This window comes from Acidovorax sp. GW835-FHT14G06 (genome assembly GCF_058793595.1).
The window spans coordinates 532,682-550,061 of record NZ_JBXAGA010000002.1; the positions used below are offsets into that span (position 1 = coordinate 532,682).

A 17,380-nucleotide genomic window follows, 5' to 3' on the forward strand; every position below is an offset into this window, starting at 1 on the left:
TCGCGCCTGCACGAGATTGCACACACCTCCAAAAAGCGCGGACTTGCTCCGCGCTTTTTTGTTTCCTGGGCCTGGCGCGTGCCCGTACCCATTGCACTGATTGAAAAGAAAGAGTTACTCCCATGATTCACATCACGCTTCCCGACGGTTCGCAGCGCGAGTTTCCAGGCCCCGTCACGGTGGCCGAAGTGGCGGCCTCCATTGGCTCGGGTCTGGCCAAAGCCGCTTTGGCGGGCAAGATCGGCGACAAGGTGGTGGATACCAGCTACCAGATCACGGCCGACAGTCCGCTGTCCATCATCACTGCCAAGGATGCCGACGGTCTGGAGGTGATCCGCCATTCCACGGCGCACTTGTTGGCTTATGCCGTTAAGGAGTTGTTTCCTGATGCGCAGGTCACCATTGGCCCGGTGATCGAAAACGGTTTCTATTACGACTTTGCCTACAAGCGTCCTTTCACGCCTGAAGACCTGGTTGCCATCGAAAAGCGCATGGCCGAACTGGCGGCCAAGGACGAGCCAGTGGTGCGTCGCGTGTTGCCGCGTGATGAGGCGGTGGCTTACTTCAAGGGGCTGGGTGAGCACTACAAGGCAGAAATCATTGCCAGCATTCCCAGCAACGAAGATGTGAGCCTGTATCGCGAAGGCAATTTCGAAGACCTGTGTCGTGGCCCCCATGTGCCCAGCACCGGCAAGCTCAAGTTCTTCAAGCTCATGAAGGTGGCGGGCGCCTACTGGCGTGGGGACCACCGCAACGAGATGCTGCAGCGGGTCTATGGCACGGCCTGGGCCACCAAGGATGAGCTGCAGCAGTATTTGACGATGCTGGAGGAGGCAGAAAAGCGCGACCACCGCAAACTCGGCCGCGAGCTGGATCTGTTTCACATCGACGAGCATTCGCCTGGCACGGTGTTCTGGCACCCCAAGGGCTGGACGGTGTGGCAGGAGGTGGAGCAGTACATGCGCCGCGTGTACCGCGACAACGGCTACCAAGAGGTCAAGGGTCCGCAAATCCTGGACCAGGGCCTGTGGGAGAAAACCGGCCACTGGGACAAATACCGCGAGAACATGTTTGTGACGGAGTCGGAGAAGCGCGACTACGCGCTCAAGCCGATGAACTGCCCCGGGCATATCATCATTTTCAAGCAGGGCATCAAGAGCTACCGCGACCTGCCTTTGCGGTTTGGCGAGTTCGGTCAATGCCATCGCAATGAGCCGACCGGTGGCCTGCACGGCATCATGCGTGTGCGTGCCTTCACGCAGGACGACGGCCATATCTTTTGCACCGAAGACCAGATCCAGTCGGAGGTGGTGGCGTTCACCACGTTGCTGCAAAAGGTCTACAAGGACTTCGGGTTCACAGACATCATCTACAAGCTGTCCACACGGCCTGAGAAACGAATCGGTAGCGAGGAAAGCTGGGACCGCGCCGAGAACGCATTGGCCGAGGGGCTGCGAGCGTCCGGCTGCGAATTCGAGTACCTGCCGGGAGAAGGCGCTTTTTACGGTCCCAAGATCGAGTACACGCTCAAGGATGCGCTGGGGCGCCCCTGGCAGTGCGGCACGATCCAGGTGGATCCGAACATGCCGGAGCGCTTGGATGCTGAATTTGTGGGCGAAGATGGCGCCCGCCATCGGCCCATCATGTTGCATCGCGCCATCGTTGGCAGCCTGGAGCGCTTCATCGGAATTCTGATTGAGCAACATGCTGGCGCCTTGCCTACGTGGCTCGCTCCCGTACAGGTTTCGGTGCTCAACATCACGGACGCGCAGTCCGATTACTGTCGTGAAATCGCAGCAAAACTGCAAAAAGCGCTGCCCAATCAAGGCCTTAGGGTGGCCCTGGATCTGCGCAACGAGAAGATTACGTATAAAATACGGGAGCATTCGATGCAAAAGCTGCCCTACATCCTCGTCGCAGGCGACAAGGAGAAGGCGGCAGGAGCCGTCGCAGTGCGAGCCCGGGGTAATCGTGATCTCGGCGTGATGTCTGTGGATGCGTTCATTGAATTGATCGCTAACGACATCGCTACCAAAGCCTGATTTTGAACACAAAAACTGCTTTGCCGCTCGCGGACTGTGCGGAAGTAGCTACTTTATTTGTAGCATTTTGATTCAAGGAAGATAGCCATCGCTACTGAATTTCGTGATCGTCGCCACCGGGAAGAGCGCAAGCACCGCCTGAACCGTGAAATCATGGCCCCGGAAGTCCGCCTGTCCGGGCCTGACAACGAGCCTTTGGGTGTTGTCAGCCTCATGGAGGCCTTGCGCATGGCCGGTGAGCTGGACGTGGATCTGGTGGAAATCGCCGCTACGGCGAATCCTCCGGTGTGCCGCCTCATGGACTACGGCAAGTTCAAGTACCAAGAGCAAAAGCGTGCGGCAGAAGCCAAAGCCAAGCAGACGGTCATTGAGATCAAGGAAGTCAAGTTCCGCCCCGGAACGGACGATGGCGACTACAACATCAAGATGCGCAACATCCGCCGTTTTTTGGCGGATGGTGACAAGTGCAAGATCACGCTGCGGTTTCGCGGTCGTGAAATCACGCACCAGGAACTAGGCTTGGCTTTGCTGAACCGGATTCGTGACGAATTGGCTGACAGCATCATCATCGAGCAGTTTCCCAAGCTGGAAGGTCGCCAGATGATCATGATGATTGCCCCGGGCAAGAAGAAGCCCGCGGCCAAGCCAGCGGCTGAAGGTGCGGCCCCGGCAACGGGGGCGGCAGCATAGGTCTGTCAATCAGTGTCAGATTTTGAGCGCTGCGGCCGAAAGGGCGGGGCGCTTAAAAAGGCAGGGCTTTCGAGCACTGCCGACCGGAAGGTGAAAGCCTTTCGATAAAAGTGGCTCGGGGCCAACAAGTTTGCAGATCGGTTTGCAAACGCCTCGCGAGCACAATGAAAAAGGAGCATTCACATGCCCAAAATGAAGACCAAGAGCAGCGCGAAAAAACGTTTCCGCGTTCGTCCAGGTGGTACCGTCAAGCGCGGTCAAGCCTTCAAGCGTCACATCTTGACCAAGAAGACCACCAAGAACAAGCGCCATCTGCGTGGTGCGGTTGCTGTGCACGAGACCAATATGGGCTCGATTTCACAGATGCTGCCCGGCATGGGCGTTTAATTTACTGACGAACAAGGAGTACATACATGCCTCGCGTCAAACGTGGTGTAACGGCCCGTGCCCGTCACAAGAAAGTTCTCGCCCTTGCCAAGGGTTTCCGTGGTCGCCGCGGTAACGTCTTCCGTATCGCCAAACAGGCGGTAATGAAGGCTGGGCAATATGCCTACCGTGACCGCCGCACCAAGAAGCGCGTGTTCCGCCAGTTGTGGATCGCCCGTATCAACGCCGCTGCCCGTGAACTGGGTCTGACCTACAGCCAGTTCGCCAACGGCCTGAAGAAGGCTTCCATCGAGATCGACCGCAAGATGCTGGCCGATCTCGCAGTGCACGACAAGGCTGCCTTTGGCAGCATCGTGGAGCAAGTCAAGGCCAAGCTGGCTGCTTGAGTTCACGATGAGCGGCTATCGTTCTGATAGCTGCTTGCGCAATAACAGCAAGGGCTAGGGCTTGAAAAGGCACTAGCCCTTGTTCATTTTCAAGAGTCGATATGAACGAGTTGGATTCCCTGGTCGAGAGCGCGACGCAACTGTTTGCCCAAAGCGCAACCCCCGCTGACCTCGAAAACGCCAAGGCGCAATTTCTGGGCAAGTCGGGTCGAGTGACCGAGCTCATGAAGGGCATGGCTCAGCTGTCCGTCGAGGAAAAAAAATCCCGCGGCGCAGCCATCAACGTCGCCAAGCAGGCCATCGAGGCTGCACTGACCGCTCGCCGCCAAGCTCTGGCCGATGCCGAACTTCAATTGCAGCTCAAGGCCGAAGCACTGGACGTGAGCCTCCCAGGCCGCCAGCGTGGGCAAGGTGGCCTGCACCCAGTGTCGCTGACGCTTGAACGCATCCAGGGTATCTTTGGTTCCATGGGCTTTGACGTCGCAGAAGGCCCCGAGATCGAGACCGACTGGTTCAACTTCACTGCACTGAATACGCCGGAAGACCACCCCGCGCGTTCCATGCACGACACGTTCTATGTGGAGGGCGGCACTGCCACCGCCCCCAACCTGCTGCGCACACACACCAGCCCCATGCAGATCCGTCACGCGGTGCAGCATGTCAAGAAGCACCGCGCTGCGCTCGATGCCGGTCAGGCGATGCCTGAGATCCGCGTCATCGCACCGGGCCGTACTTACCGCGTGGACAGTGACGCTACGCACTCGCCCATGTTTCACCAGTGCGAAGGCCTGTGGATTGGTGAGAACGTGAGCTTCAAGGACCTGAAGGTCATCTTCACGGATTTCTGCCGCACGTTCTTTGAAAGCGATGACCTTGTGTTGCGCTTCCGCCCCAGTTTTTTCCCGTTCACGGAGCCCAGCGCCGAGATCGACATCCAGTTCCAGACAGGCCCGTTGGCTGGTCGTTGGCTCGAAGTGGCTGGCTCGGGTCAGGTGCACCCCAACGTGGTGCGCAACATGGGCCTTGACCCCGAGAAGTACATCGGCTTTGCATTCGGCATGGGGCCAGACCGCTTGACCATGCTGCGATACGGCGTCAACGACCTGCGCCTGTTCTTTGACGGCGACATCCGCTTCCTGTCGCAGTTCCAGTAAAGCCCGCCGACTTCGCGCCGCGCGTGTGCCCGGTGGCCGCGCTGCGCACTTTCCGTACAAGAGTGTCCGACTATGCAATTTCCTGAATCCTGGTTGCGCGAATTCTGCAACCCCCCTTTGACGACGGCCGAGCTGGCCGAAACGCTGACGATGGCCGGTCTGGAAGTGGAAGAGCTGCGCCCCGTCGCCCCGCCCTTCACCAAGATTGTGGTGGGTGAGATCAAGGAGGCGGTACAGCACCCCGACGCCGACCGCCTGCGTGTTTGTCAGGTGGATGTGGGGCAGGGCGCCCTGCTGAATATCGTCTGTGGCGCACCCAATGCCCGCGTGGGCATCAAGGTGCCATGCGCACTGGTGGGCGCCGAGCTGCCGCCTGGCGATGATGGCAAGCCCTTCCTTATCAAGGTGGGCAAACTGCGCGGCGTGGAGAGCCAAGGCATGTTGTGTTCCGCCCGCGAGCTCAAGCTGTCGGAAGACCACGGCGGCCTGCTGGAGCTCGATGCCTCGGCCCCTGTGGGTCGGGACATCCGCGAACACCTGAACCTGGACGACACGCTGTTCACGCTCAAGCTCACGCCCAATCTAGCGCATTGCCTGAGTGTCTATGGCATCGCGCGGGAAGTGTCCGCATTGACGGGTACGCCGTTGCAACGTCCGTCGTTCCCTGCCGTGGCTGCAAAGCTGGTGGACAAACTGCCCGTGAAGGTGAGCGCGCCTGACCTGTGTGGTCGCTTCTCTGGCCGTATCGTGCGCTACGTGAATACACGGGCTGCCACCCCTCAATGGATGCTGGATCGCCTGGCACGTTGCGGCCAGCGCGGTGTGTCGCCTCTGGTGGACATCTCCAACTATGTGATGTTTGAGTTAGGACGCCCTTCCCACATTTTTGATCTGGACAAGATCCATGGTGGCCTTGACGTGCGTTGGGGCAAGCCGGGCGAGCAGCTCAAGCTGCTCAACGGCAACACCATCACGGTGGACGACAAGGTGGGGGTGATCGCCGATGACAGCCAGGTCGAATCGCTGGCAGGCATCATGGGCGGTGACGCCACAGCCGTGTCTGACGACACCCGGCACATCTACATCGAGGCCGCATTCTGGTGGCCCAAGGCGGTGGCAGGCCGCTCGCGCCGCTTCAACTTCTCGACGGATGCCGGCCATCGTTTTGAGCGCGGCGTGGATCCTAGCCTGACGGTGGAGCATATCGAGCGCATTACCCAACTCGTCATCGACATCTGCGGTACGGCCGATACAGCATGCGGCCCTATGGACGACCAAGTGGTGAACTTGCCTGTGCCACAGCCTGTCACGCTGCGCGTGGCGCGTGCCGCCAAGGTCATCGGCATGCCGCTGACGCAGGTGCAATGCGCCGACGCTCTGACCCGCCTGGGCCTGCCGGTCGGGCAGGGCGATGGTGTGCTCACGGTCACGCCGCCGTCGTTCCGTTTCGACATTACCATTGAGGAAGATCTGATCGAAGAAGTGGCCCGCATGGTGGGCTACAACAACCTGCCGACCACGCCGCCTCTTGCACCTATCACACCCAAGCTGGCGCTTGAGGCCACGCGAAGCCCGTTTGCGGTGCGCCGTTCGCTGGCAGCCCTGGGTTATCAGGAAACGATCAATTTCAGCTTTGTGGAAGAGCGTTGGGAACTTGAGCTGGCCGCCAACCCGCAACCCATCAAGCTGCTCAATCCGATTGCAAGTCAGATGAGCGTGATGCGCTCGACTTTATTGGGTTCTCTGCTACAAGTTTTGAAGTTCAACCTGGACCGCAAGGCTGAGCGGGTGCGCTTCTTTGAACTGGGCCGTGTGTTCCTGCGCGACGGCAGCGTGCGCAACACCGACACCACGGTTGAAGGCTTCCATCAGCCCATGCGCGTTTCGGGTCTGGCCTATGGCCCGAACGACATGCTGCAATGGGGGCGCAAGGAACAAGGCATCGACTTCTTTGATGTGAAGGGCGATGTGGAAGCCCTGTTGGCGCCTTTGCGCGCGACGTTCGAGCCGGGCACACATCCCGCCATGCACCCTGGCCGTTGTGCACGCGTGCTGGTCGATGGGCGCGCTATTGGTTTTGTGGGCGAATTGCATCCGCAGTGGCGCCAGTCTTGGGATCTGCCGCTTGCACCTGTGATGTTTGAGCTGGAGCTTGACGCCGTGCTGCAGCGGGTGGTGCCACAGTTCAAGCCAGTGACCAAACACCAGGCTGTCGAGCGCGATCTTGCCGTGGTGGTGGCCGAGCGCGTGACGCACGCGGAGATCATGGGTGCGGTGGAGCAAGCCGTTCCGGGTGGCATGTTGCGTTCTGCTGTGCTGTTTGACGTGTACCGGCCCAAGGCGCTGCGTGCGGGCGAAGAGGCGCCTGCAGGTGGCTTGGCCTCCGGCGAGAAGAGTCTGGCCGTGCGCCTCACCCTGGGGCGCGATGAAGCCACGCTCACCGAGGCTGAAATCGACGCCGCGATGCAATCCGTGATCACTCAGTTGACGCAGCGCACTGGCGCCCGTCTGCGGGTGTGATGATGTCCAAGGGGAGTGACGAGCCATGATCGAATTCGCAGTTGAAAGCCTGGAGACACCGGCACTGACCAAGGCGCAGTTGGCAGATCTGTTGTTCGATCAGATCGGCTTGAACAAGCGCGAGTCCAAGGACATGATCGATGCCTTCTTCGACCTGATTGCCCAAAGCCTTGTCGAAGGCAAGGACGTCAAGCTTTCGGGGTTTGGCAATTTTCAGATCCGGACCAAGGCACCCCGCCCCGGGCGCAATCCACGCACGGGGGAGGCCATCCCCATCAAGGCGCGCCGCGTGGTGACCTTCCACGCCAGCAGCAAGCTCAAGGAGCAGATCCAGACGGCTGCTGTTGCGTGAATTTGTACTGTTTTTGTTGCCAAGATGTTCTTGGTAGCTGGCGGTGCAGGCTGGTCTGCAGTACGCTTGAAAGCTTTCCCGTTTGAATCCGCATCTCATGGGCACCACCCTCCCTTCCATTCCCGCCAAGCGATACTTCACGATTGGTGAGGTTGCGGAGCTGTGCGGCGTCAAGCCGCATGTGTTGCGTTACTGGGAGCAGGAGTTCACGCAGCTGCGTCCCATGAAGCGGCGTGGCAACCGGCGTTACTACCAGCATCACGAGGTGCTGATGATTCGCCGCATCCGCGATTTGCTGTACGACCAGGGCTTCACTATTAGCGGGGCGCGCAATCGCCTGCAAGAGCTTTCACATCCCTCGCGAGAAGGTGGTGCCTCTGACGAGGCTTCCCTCGCGCAGGACGCCGAGCTGCCCAGCATGCTGGTGGACAACAGTGCGCGCGACCTTTCGATCGTCGCAACAGGCTTCTCGCTGGACTCCAACGCAGTGCGCCAAGAATTATTTGAAATTCGTGCGCTACTTTCTCTGAACTGAGCTATTTTCTGCATATAATCTAAGTCTTGTCGGCGTGTAGCGCAGCCTGGTAGCGCACTTGCATGGGGTGCAAGGGGTCGCGAGTTCGAATCCCGCCACGCCGACCATTGATAGCAAAAGCCCAGAGCCGAAAGGTTCTGGGCTTTTTTGCTTTTCTCCCCGGCTGGTTTTAACAGCATCAGCGTTGCGGCTCGGTGGTGGCGCTTGCGTAATGCGCATGCTGTGCTTGCGTGCCGTGCATGCGGCGACGTCAGACGCCCTTGCCGGTGACACTGGCCATGCAGTGATGACGGGGCCTGGGAGGGGGCGCAACAACACGCCCATGACGGGCATGGAGACCTTCATGATTGATGGCTTGGTGGCCGGACGGCTTTACGGTGAAGCGGAGCGCCGCACGGACAAAGCGGGCAAGGCCTACACACTGGCGAAGGTGCGAGCCAGCACGGCAGAGGGCGAAGTGCTTTTCATCAATGTCATCGCCTTTGACGAGGATCTCTGCGCGTCCCTTCACCAACTGCGCGACGGTGATTCGGTGGCGCTTTCTGGCAGCTTGAATCCCCGTGTCTGGACGGACAAACAAGGCAATGCAAGACCCGCCTTGGATATGGTGGCACACCGATTGATCGGCCTGCCGATCTCTGGCATGGAGCAGTAGACGTACGCTGCGCAATCCGGGTCATGCGGTTGCACGCGGAGCAGGACGCGTACAAGTGGTAGGTGCAAGGTGCAAGGCCTAGCCTGTCTTGCGGGGGTTGCTTGTGGGGGTGGGGGCAAAACCCAACGCCTTGAGCTCATCCTCACTCATGTGCAGTTCCGTCAATTCGGGCTGGCGCGCCTCGATGGCCCGTCGCCGCTCGAAATTGGTGGGTGGACCTTTTTCTTCCTGGCGGCGATCCTTACCGGTGCGGCGGTCCGCGCTGCCTCTGCGTTCGACACTCATGATGGGGTTCTTGGTTATGGAGGGGGGTAGACTTTGGTGTGCAGTCCGACGCCGGTTGACTGAGCAGTCGTCCATGGCGGCAGGCGTGATGCACGCAGTCTGCATCAGTCGCTGATGTTTGCAAACAGTTAAGCTGCCATCAGGGTAGCGCAACACGCATGAGACACCATTGTTGACGATGGTTGGGGCTACTGGGCTGTGTGCTGCTCTTGGTGCTGTGTTGCATTTCCCGGCAGGGCGTTGAGCTGCGCGGTGCACCGGCAGTTCTTGCAATGCTGCAGCAGTCAGATTTCTTGCGCCGGGCGTGGCCAAGAAAAAAGCCCTGACTCTTGCGAATCAGGGCTTTTCATTTGGTGCCGGAGAGATGAATCGAACACCCGACCTTCTCATTACGAATGAGATGTTTATAGTGTTGATTGAAATTGATGTGTGTTGCTAATCCTATATAAAACAACAACATACATCCAAAACAAGAAGGCGATACAAACATTGGTGTTGATTTGAATGTATAAAAATTGACACTGCTAGTCTGTAAAATGTCTGTAAATTTTACGGACATGGCTTCATGGCACGCCCCAGCAAAAACGCGATCATCGATTTCACCGTCTCTCACGACCTGACTCATGGCTTGCTTGATCGCGCGGTCTGCCCACCTGACAAATCGTTCGGTCTCATCAAGGATGCAGAGAAAAAAGGACTACGTCTCAGAGTGACTGCTGCTGGTGGAAAGCACTGGCAGTTTGAGACTCGGGTCAAAGGCAAACTTTTCACCCGTGCTCTTGGTGAGTGGCCCACGATCTCCATTGCCGATGCACGCGCTGAGGCCCACCGTTTGCGGGGGCTGACAGAGCAAGGTGTTGACCCCAGGCTTGGCGAAGCTGAAAAAGCAGCCCAGCTCGCGAAGACCGTCCAGCAGGAGGCTGAGCAGGCTGCAGCCCAGTCGATTCTGGTTGGGGATGTCTGGGAGCTCTACCTATTGGAGGGCAAACCCAAGCGTAAAGACGCTTGGAAACCTCGCTACCTTGCTGATCTACGTTCTATGGCTAGCCCAGGTGGTGTCAAGAAAAAGCGTGGTCCAGGCTTGACCAAGCCAGGCCCTCTGTTTCCTCTTATGGACCTTCCGTTGGCATCCGTAGACGAGGATGTGCTTCAGCGTTGGTATGAGCGTGAGTCACTGCGCGGTCGGCACCAGGCGACCAGAGCTTTGATGATGATAAATGGCTTACTGCGCTGGTGCTCTGGCCGCCCGGCGTATCGTCGAATTGCTAACCGGGATGCCGGTCGCTCTGCTGCGATTCTGGAGAATTTGCCGCCAGTGACGCGGCGCACAGATGTGCTCGAAACCGCGCAGATGGTGCCGTGGTGGAATGCCGTTGACCGCCTTCCGAACCGAACAGCGGCGCGGTACCTGCAGGCTCTGCTCTTAACTGGATTGCGTAAAGAAGCGCTTGCGGCTTTGAAATGGGTGGATGTGGATTTCCGCTGGATGAAGCTGACCGTGGCAGACAAAGTCGAGGGCACGCGGGTGATACCGCTTACTCCGTTCCTCGCGAAGCTGCTGAGTGCCCAGCCAAAAATCAATGAGTTCATCTTCGCGGCCACTGGAAAGCGTGGACATATCGTTGATGCTCGTGCCAGCCTTGCCAAGGCACTCAAGGCGGCGGGTATAGATCACCTTACGCTGCATGGTCTGCGTCGCGCATACAAGCAGCGTGGACGTGCAGTAGCTCCCCATGGAGCTGTTGACCAAATGCAGGGCCATAGGCCATCTGGGACTGCTGATGGATATGCCATCCTGCCTCTGGATGACTTGCGGCCATTCGCACTGACCATTGAGAGGCATATCCTCAAGCTCGCGGGTGTTGCTGTTGCAGATGTGGTGTTGGATGAGATGGTAGAAGTAAGCCGCTGACCGACATCTCGTTTACATTCATTGCGTTTGCAAGAGCATGGTTGGCTGCGATGCCACACAGTACCTTTGCAAGATGCACATTCATTCAAAAGCACTCAGGCCGGAGCGACTCATGTACACCACTCCTTTGCGCGATGTAGGCAGTTCAGTCATGCTGACCATTCCGCCAGAGTTTCTCAAAGTGCTGCATCTTGACGCTGGCTCATCTGTGAGCATCGCGATCGAAAACGGCCGTTTGATCATTCAACCCAAGGCTCCACCACGCTACACGCTGGATGAGTTGATTTCCCAAACCGACTCAGCAGCGCTGGCAGCCGCCAAGGCTGACATGTTCACGATGAGCGGGCCAGTGGGTAGAGAACTACTGTGAATCTTTGGGAATGGTCAATCATTGCATGAGCACACCGCAGATCGCCCCTGAAGCCCGCGTAGCGGTACTCGTTGATTGCGACAACACCTCACCTGAAATACTTGAATACGCTCTACGCGTCGTCGCCCAGTTTGGTCGCGTGGTCCTCCGCCGAGGTTATGGCAATCACGCGACCTTGGCGAATAAATGGCAGGAGGCTCTGGTACGCCTGGCCTTCACGCCGTGCCTTCAGTACCAATATGCACCTGGAAAAAACACATCAGACATTGCCCTAGCGCTTGATGCTATGGAGGCTATGTTTGATCAGCGGGCCGATACTTTTTGCTTGGTCACCAGCGACTCAGACTTTGCCTACCTTTGTCGTAAGTTGCGCGAGCGTGGCGCGACTGTATGTATCGTTGGAGAGGCCAAATCCCCGGACGCTCTGCGAAACGCGAGTGACCAGTTTTTTGAGTGGGTCCGGCCAGTCCCTCCTGTGCTGCCAAGCACAGAGCATTCGTCGCAAAGCACCAATGATTCATCATCGACCAACGGCTCAGTGTCAAAAGTTGAGCAGCCCAAGTCCCCTGTCAAACGACGGCCACGATTTGTTGTTGAAGCGGTGACTCTTTTGGCTAGCGACACGTCTGACGGAAAGGTTCATCTTGGTCCGTTGGGCCTGTACCTAAAACGTATGGACCCAGCGTTTTCTCCAAAAATCTACGGTCATTCGGGCTTGGTAGACATGCTTCATACCTATGACCTATTAGCTGTGCAGCAAGAGACAGGAGGGCACTGGACAGTGCGTTTGGCATCATTACCTGCTATAGAGAATTCGGCGATACCCGCCGATATTTGAAAGGGAACTGAGTAAGGTCAGTGTTTCCTTGAGCTGATTCCACGGGGCTGCTCTAGCCTCTCCACGTATCGGCGTAGGGGAATCATGATCTCTTGCAAACGGGTTGAATGGACGTCGGTTGTGCGTCCTGATGACGGCTGCTCAGCGGTTGCGGTCAGTGGTCATTGCTGAGCGGACTCACGCTATTTGGCATCAAGAAGTCGTTCGGCTCGGCGACAGACGCCGACCCGAATGTCGCCTCTGCGAGGCATTGCAGCCGCAGTGCTCTCACATGTCGGATTGCGCTGCTCCAGTGATCGCTTCTCCACTACCTGAACCGGGGATCCCAACCCTGGTCAGCCGGTCAATCCCTCGATTTTGCATGCTTCGAAGCAGTTACCGCAGATGCTTGATACGCTCTTGGAGAGCCAAGGCCGTCGGGATGTTCATAGTTGCAAGTGCGGCAGCGATCTCGATAAGCGCCTGCCGCGATTGAGCGTGCTGAGACAAGGCTGCCGCGTCAGACTTCAATGCAACTGCTACCAAATCGATCAATGCTTCGCTCGTACCGTCGCGATACCAAGGCCTGGAAAGATCGCAAGCCTTCAGCATCTCTGCGACCCAGCGAAGGCCGTCGAGCCGAAGCGGAGTTCCAAACGTTGTTGTGAGGAAATGGCAGAACCGTTTCAAGCACTCTTCGTCCCGAGCCAGGTGCTCCGCTGCCCAACGTTCGTAGACTTCCTTCATCCGAAGAGCTGCGCCCGGGCTCAGACGGGACAGGGCATTCTCGTTCCCGAAACCAAGCAGGTCGCAGATCAAGCGCAGGCCGCGGTACCAGAGACCAGGTTGAGACCAATCGGCAGCGAGGCCGTACTTAGCAGCGGCGCGCCATACGCGCTCGAATGCTACCGGGTCATCACCTATTCGGAGGCGCTGGAAGAAGCCGCTGATGAAATGCTGCAACGCGTAATGCGCGACTGGACCGTGGGCGAGAACGGGCTTCCAGACTGCGGGATCTTCTCCAGCGGGAGCCGCAATCGAAAGCGCGCCGAGCTTTTGAAGGACGTTATAGCCGAGGTTCTGGCTCGGTAAGCCATATTCGCCGTACTCCTTCTTCGCGCGGGCCTTGGCGCGCATGACGTCGTAGTCCCAGATGCGTAGCACCAAGCGCGTGTCGAGATCGCGGTGGCCCGTGCCCTCGCCTTCGATAAGCCAATGAAACAGGGCGCCGAGAAAATGAGTATCGAGCAGGCCGCCACGGTCGCGCTCTGGCTTCCTGCGCCAATTCTGGTCGCTGGCGTCGTAGATCCGCATTAGACGCCGAAATTCCAACCGTTCCTGGCCCTCGGCAACACGCTTGAAATCGAGATCGTCCGGCGTGGCGTTCGGTCCACGAAGCGGAAAGCGTCGCAGCCGCGCGAGCCATACCGTCCAGGCTCGCTCTGTATCGCCGCCATCGCCGTGACGTGGAGTGAGTAGAACAAGGCCTGACCAGAAAAGCCCAGCGCGGAGCAGTCGCCACCAGGCTGGGCCAAGCTGCTCGCGATTCGCGTAGGCGACACCGACGACAACGTCGATCGCTCTCGCATCGCCGCTTGTCAGAAGGCTCAAGACGGCGGTTTCCCATTCTTGGACGCCCGGTCCATTGGCGAGCCACAGATGCATGACAGCGTAGGCGCTGAACTTCAGCTCGTCGGTGAGATTTTCCATGCGCTGCCCACGAATTTCTTCTCCTGTCGATGGAACGGCCGCCACGACTGCGCGCACGATTTCGAACGCATGTTTCTGCGCGTTATCGTTCTGGGCGAGCCATCCGCCACCCAATGCGACGAGCGTGCTAGCAGCAGCTGAACGGCACCTCGATTTCGCATCCGGATCTTCGCTCTCTGCTTCGACTTCGCACTGTTGGATCAGACTGAAGAGGTACGCGGCCTCGTCGTCGCTGAGCGGCTGGCCTCCTCGTAGTCGCTGCTCACACCGATCCGGCACGAGGATGTATGAAAGTGCTGGCGCGGCGGCGGTTTGCCACGACAACACCTCGTCACGTAGTTCGTCGGGGCACACGAATCCATAGTCATTGGTGCTCGTTGCCAGATCGATGTCGGTCGGATAGTTAGCCCGATCAAGCCTTGCGAAGTCCAGCTTAGATTCCAGCGCTGCCTTCGGGTCCTCAGGTAGTGTCCAGGTCGGGAGCAGCGCCTTAAAACGCCTCGCGATGTCGTCGTCTGACAATAGGAGTTCGACGAGGAGATCGAGGAATCTCCGCTGACGATGGGGCGCCAAGGTCCAATCACGCGCGAAGTCGAATACAGCCTGGCCGTAACGGAGCCAGCTCCCGGCGTCGAAGCTGTAGCCAACTTGCTCTACGCGAGTGCTGTCCCAGCGTAACATTCTGGGGCACGTGGTCAGGGGCGCGAGAGGTTCCTTTAGAAGTGACGGCCGATACTTGGCGACGTTGAGAAGCACGCTTACAAACGCTGCTGAATTTCCCTCTTGAAGAATCTGCGCGATATCAGCGGTGATGTCATCATTCGCGTCGAGCTTTAGCGTAAGCCAGCGCTCTAGAGCATCCAGCGCGCTGAACAGGTTTCCGTGGCCTGTGTGATTAGACTGTGGCCAGTTGAACACTTGCCACCCGCCAGGAAATGTCTTCGCAGAACCATCCGCGAATTGCAGCGTCACCTCTGGAGTCTCCCCGTTTCGACCTCCCACTACCTGGGCTACCCAGCGCTCCGTGCAGAAATTCACCAGCGCAATGAGCGCTTTGAGTGCAATTTTCGGGGCCAACTGGAGGAAGGGGAAGAAGGGGCTCTTCCAGAAGGCCGTGGGATATGAGTCCTGGGCGAAGTTGAGGCCGAGGTCTAACTCAGATCGCCCGGACCCGTATTCCCGCTCCGGTTGGTCATCAATGATGAGTGCGAGCAGCAATTCGGCCGCCAGCTCAGGCTGCGCACGCATCAGTGATTGAATGCCGTTCTCCTTGATGCATGCGTTCCGGAAATCCATGTCGATCCGGTTGCTCGCTCCTAGCGGCCAAGGCGGCAATCGATCTCGGAATGATCCGAGAGAGGGCGGTATCTGCTTTCGTTGTTCATGGCGCGCCTTGTATTTGGCATCGGTCTTCAGGCGCTCAGAGTGCGCCTTCGCTTGCTGCAGCTGAACCTCGGCGACGCGCCGTTTGACGTCAGCGTCGATCTCACGGCGTCCAGCGAGTTCAAGCGCCCAGTGCTTGACCTCTACGGGCAGATCGGCTGCTCCAGCCATTGGTGCTGTATAAAGCAGCGATTCTCGCGTCACGTACATCACTCCGTGGCCTTTCTGGACCTGCACTGTCCTTGCCATCGCGAGTGCCATCTCAGCCAGTTCACGACGGAATGGCGTCGGCCTATCGCCTATGGTGTACGGCGTATTCATCAGCCAAGACTGGATGACCTTGGCGAGGGAGGAAGAAACTAGCCCAGCCAGTCGCTCTCGTTGAGCGATGAGGAACCGGAGAACGGGTGGCCAACGGCCGAACACAAGCGAGCGGTACTGCGCTTCCATATACACGCTGACCGCCGCATCCGGCCCCTTTCCGCCGCCCGTCGGCACCGTCGCTATATGGTGGAAACGCTGGAGCAGCCGTGTAAGGTGTTTTGCGTCGTTTCCGAGCAGGAGGTCAACGCGCTCGGTCAGGAAACGTTCGGCGTCGGGGTCCAAGCAAAGCGCGTCAAGGAGAACGTAGCCAGCCAGGTCGTTCTTCGCGGCCTCGGACGACGCGAAGGCAACGTCCCAGGCCGAGCCAGTCTCGAAAGACTGTCGAAGCAGGAATTGGCCCAGCATCCGAAGCGCGTTCGTCCAGAGCGGACTACTAGCCAGGGCAGCCCACTGCGGAGTGTTAGTCCAAATCTGCTTCAGGAATTGAAAGCGGGCCCAATCCGCCGCCAGATCGTGATCAAACTCGACGCGGTTGGTGCGCTCGTTCAGGCGCAAAGGAAGCTCGTGAGGCCGCTGCGTGAACGTTGCCGTTTCCGCCGGGTCCAAGTCAGTCAGCGCGAAGCTTCGCTCGAACGACGCCTCTCGCTGAGCAAGGCGCATCATCAATGCTTGCACGTCTGCAAGATCCTTCGTCCAGTATTTCCACAGACGATCGGCGATTGCAGCGTGAGACGCCAGCCCACCCGAGGTAGCAGCCAAGGTCGAACCCGCATTGATGACCCATGCCAATGTCCGCAGGTTCGTCAGCGCCGCGATGGTGTCGTCGTGCGCCGCCAACCAGCCCAAAGCGGGTGAGGGCAGAAGCGCAAGCTTGACGGCATCTCTCTGTAGCGGTTCGACCTCGATGAGACGCGCATGCCACCCGCCAAGCATTGTGTCTTCGCCCTCGATCAAACTCTGGGTCTGCGTAACGATTAAGACCCGCCACGCGTCTTCGGTCGTTGCGCCTTCATGCGGAATGATGGCTCGGAGCAGTTGGCGGAAGACGACGAATTCGCCGTCCTCGATGCGTTCCGCGGAGTCTATGACCAGCACGTTTTGCTGGTTCACCGTCGCGTTCAGTACCAGCGACAGTTCGTGCCCCAGTGGAAGTGCGCTGCGGCGGGCAGCACTGAGCGCTGTCTTCAGCTCCTCTGGCCCGAACCACACCTGCTTCCAGGACGGATACGTGTCATCCAACACCGACTTGACCAACGCCGATTTGCCCGAGCCCGACTCCCCGAAGACCACCGAGATCGGGTTATCGGCGATCGCTGCCTGAAGCGAAGCAATCTCAGTAGTGCGAGGCACGACATAACCTGAAGGCAGATTCGTCTCGATGCGTGCCTTGCAATCCGCCGTAATGTTGGAGAGGGTCTCCCAGTCGCGCTCAAAGTCAGGATGATGGCGGAGTCCAAACTTGCTGCGGAGCCTGGACAACAGGTCCAGTACGGTGATGGTCCCGCTGCGAAGCCGCACGCCCTTCGCGACATTGATGAGGTTGTCCCAAAGAGCTTGCGCTTCATCGTCGCGGCCAGATGCAAGCAGGCGACGACACTGCGCGATGGCTTGATTTTCATCCTCGGAATGCGCAAACTGCAAGTCGGTGGGCAGCACGTGCAGGCGGCGAATAAGTTCGATAGTCTCCTCGTCTGAGGCGTCGCCGGGCTTCTGGACGCTGTCAAAGACGCTCGATTGGCTCCTGTTGGGGCGGATGCTGTTGGCGCCGATTCAAAATTGAGCCACCGTGCCGATTGAATTTTGAGCCAGGGCTAATGGCCAACCTGTGAAGGTCGGCTGTGGATAAGTGTAGTGCCTT

The 17,380-nt window shown here is 58.6% G+C and carries 14 protein-coding genes and 1 tRNA gene; 13 read left to right on the top strand and 2 right to left on the bottom strand.

The window, feature by feature from the left end; translation table 11 throughout:
* Positions 1-122: 122 nt before the first annotated feature.
* From thrS to AC1Q64_RS05130, 10 genes are all read left to right on the top strand, one after another.
* Positions 123-2,042, top strand: a complete 1,920-nt coding sequence (gene thrS / locus AC1Q64_RS05085) for a threonine--tRNA ligase (RefSeq protein ID WP_492250668.1) — start codon at positions 123-125, stop codon at positions 2,040-2,042.
* 81 nt (positions 2,043-2,123) lie between these two features.
* The gene (gene infC, locus AC1Q64_RS05090) at positions 2,124-2,732 is read left to right on the top strand and encodes a translation initiation factor IF-3 (RefSeq protein ID WP_082522461.1); all 609 of its coding nucleotides are present in this window, start codon (positions 2,124-2,126) and stop codon (positions 2,730-2,732) included.
* 183 nt (positions 2,733-2,915) lie between these two features.
* Positions 2,916-3,119 (top strand): 50S ribosomal protein L35, encoded by a 204-nt coding sequence (gene rpmI, locus AC1Q64_RS05095; RefSeq protein WP_008904041.1) that lies wholly within the window; start codon positions 2,916-2,918, stop codon positions 3,117-3,119.
* 26 nt (positions 3,120-3,145) lie between these two features.
* Positions 3,146-3,505 carry a 50S ribosomal protein L20 gene (gene rplT / locus AC1Q64_RS05100; protein ID WP_005795139.1) on the top strand — a complete coding sequence of 120 codons (360 nt, stop codon included), beginning with the start codon at positions 3,146-3,148 and terminating at the stop codon, positions 3,503-3,505.
* Between the two features lie 101 nt (positions 3,506-3,606).
* A complete protein-coding gene (gene pheS / locus AC1Q64_RS05105; protein ID WP_056063795.1) occupies positions 3,607-4,659 on the top strand; it encodes a phenylalanine--tRNA ligase subunit alpha in 1,053 nt (350 codons plus the stop codon).
* A 72-nt stretch (positions 4,660-4,731) separates the two neighbouring features.
* Entirely contained in the window at positions 4,732-7,179 is a 2,448-nt protein-coding gene (gene pheT, locus AC1Q64_RS05110; RefSeq protein ID WP_492250669.1) for a phenylalanine--tRNA ligase subunit beta, read from the top strand.
* 25 nt (positions 7,180-7,204) lie between these two features.
* Positions 7,205-7,531, top strand: a complete 327-nt coding sequence (locus AC1Q64_RS05115; protein WP_056063789.1) for an integration host factor subunit alpha — start codon at positions 7,205-7,207, stop codon at positions 7,529-7,531.
* A 97-nt stretch (positions 7,532-7,628) separates the two neighbouring features.
* Positions 7,629-8,066, top strand: coding sequence for a MerR family transcriptional regulator (locus tag AC1Q64_RS05120; RefSeq protein ID WP_492250670.1), 438 nt, complete (start codon positions 7,629-7,631; stop codon positions 8,064-8,066).
* A gap of 30 nt (positions 8,067-8,096) precedes the next feature.
* A tRNA-Pro gene (locus tag AC1Q64_RS05125) sits at positions 8,097-8,173 on the top strand.
* Positions 8,174-8,409: 236 nt separating this feature from the next.
* Positions 8,410-8,721, top strand: coding sequence for a single-stranded DNA-binding protein (locus AC1Q64_RS05130; RefSeq protein ID WP_492250692.1), 312 nt, complete (start codon positions 8,410-8,412; stop codon positions 8,719-8,721).
* Between the two features lie 78 nt (positions 8,722-8,799).
* Here AC1Q64_RS05130 and AC1Q64_RS05135 read toward each other — a convergent pair whose 3' ends face one another.
* A complete protein-coding gene (locus AC1Q64_RS05135) occupies positions 8,800-9,006 on the bottom strand; it encodes a hypothetical protein (RefSeq protein ID WP_492250671.1) in 207 nt (68 codons plus the stop codon).
* A 565-nt stretch (positions 9,007-9,571) separates the two neighbouring features.
* On the opposite strand from AC1Q64_RS05135, the gene AC1Q64_RS05140 reads away from it, so the two are divergent.
* The 3 genes from AC1Q64_RS05140 (at position 9,572) to AC1Q64_RS05150 (ending at position 12,126) form a co-directional block, all read left to right on the top strand.
* Complete coding sequence (locus AC1Q64_RS05140; protein WP_492250672.1) at positions 9,572-10,918, top strand: tyrosine-type recombinase/integrase; 1,347 nt, start codon at positions 9,572-9,574, stop codon at positions 10,916-10,918.
* Positions 10,919-11,030: 112 nt separating this feature from the next.
* A complete protein-coding gene (locus AC1Q64_RS05145) occupies positions 11,031-11,288 on the top strand; it encodes an AbrB/MazE/SpoVT family DNA-binding domain-containing protein (RefSeq protein WP_492250673.1) in 258 nt (85 codons plus the stop codon).
* A gap of 25 nt (positions 11,289-11,313) precedes the next feature.
* Positions 11,314-12,126: an NYN domain-containing protein gene (locus AC1Q64_RS05150; RefSeq protein WP_492250674.1), complete on the top strand. Its 813-nt coding sequence runs from the start codon at positions 11,314-11,316 to the stop codon at positions 12,124-12,126.
* A gap of 375 nt (positions 12,127-12,501) precedes the next feature.
* Here AC1Q64_RS05150 and AC1Q64_RS05155 read toward each other — a convergent pair whose 3' ends face one another.
* Positions 12,502-17,178 carry a hypothetical protein gene (locus AC1Q64_RS05155; protein WP_492250675.1) on the bottom strand — a complete coding sequence of 1,559 codons (4,677 nt, stop codon included), beginning with the start codon at positions 17,176-17,178 and terminating at the stop codon, positions 12,502-12,504.
* Between the last annotated feature and the right edge of the window lie 202 nt (positions 17,179-17,380).

Excerpts from the sequence above, each read along its gene's own strand:
- AC1Q64_RS05135 (WP_492250671.1), bottom strand. The coding sequence starts at position 9,006 with ATGAGTGTCGAACGCAGAGGCAGCGCGGACCGCCGCACCGGTAAGGAT.
- pheT (WP_492250669.1), top strand. The coding sequence starts at position 4,732 with ATGCAATTTCCTGAATCCTGGTTGCGCGAATTCTGCAACCCCCCTTTG.
- pheS (WP_056063795.1), top strand. The coding sequence starts at position 3,607 with ATGAACGAGTTGGATTCCCTGGTCGAGAGCGCGACGCAACTGTTTGCC.
- rplT (WP_005795139.1), top strand. The coding sequence starts at position 3,146 with ATGCCTCGCGTCAAACGTGGTGTAACGGCCCGTGCCCGTCACAAGAAA.
- AC1Q64_RS05130 (WP_492250692.1), top strand. The coding sequence starts at position 8,410 with ATGATTGATGGCTTGGTGGCCGGACGGCTTTACGGTGAAGCGGAGCGC.
- thrS (WP_492250668.1), top strand. The coding sequence starts at position 123 with ATGATTCACATCACGCTTCCCGACGGTTCGCAGCGCGAGTTTCCAGGC.
- AC1Q64_RS05140 (WP_492250672.1), top strand. The coding sequence starts at position 9,572 with ATGGCACGCCCCAGCAAAAACGCGATCATCGATTTCACCGTCTCTCAC.
- AC1Q64_RS05120 (WP_492250670.1), top strand. The coding sequence starts at position 7,629 with ATGGGCACCACCCTCCCTTCCATTCCCGCCAAGCGATACTTCACGATT.
- AC1Q64_RS05145 (WP_492250673.1), top strand. The coding sequence starts at position 11,031 with ATGTACACCACTCCTTTGCGCGATGTAGGCAGTTCAGTCATGCTGACC.
- AC1Q64_RS05150 (WP_492250674.1), top strand. The coding sequence starts at position 11,314 with ATGAGCACACCGCAGATCGCCCCTGAAGCCCGCGTAGCGGTACTCGTT.
- rpmI (WP_008904041.1), top strand. The coding sequence starts at position 2,916 with ATGCCCAAAATGAAGACCAAGAGCAGCGCGAAAAAACGTTTCCGCGTT.
- AC1Q64_RS05115 (WP_056063789.1), top strand. The coding sequence starts at position 7,205 with ATGATCGAATTCGCAGTTGAAAGCCTGGAGACACCGGCACTGACCAAG.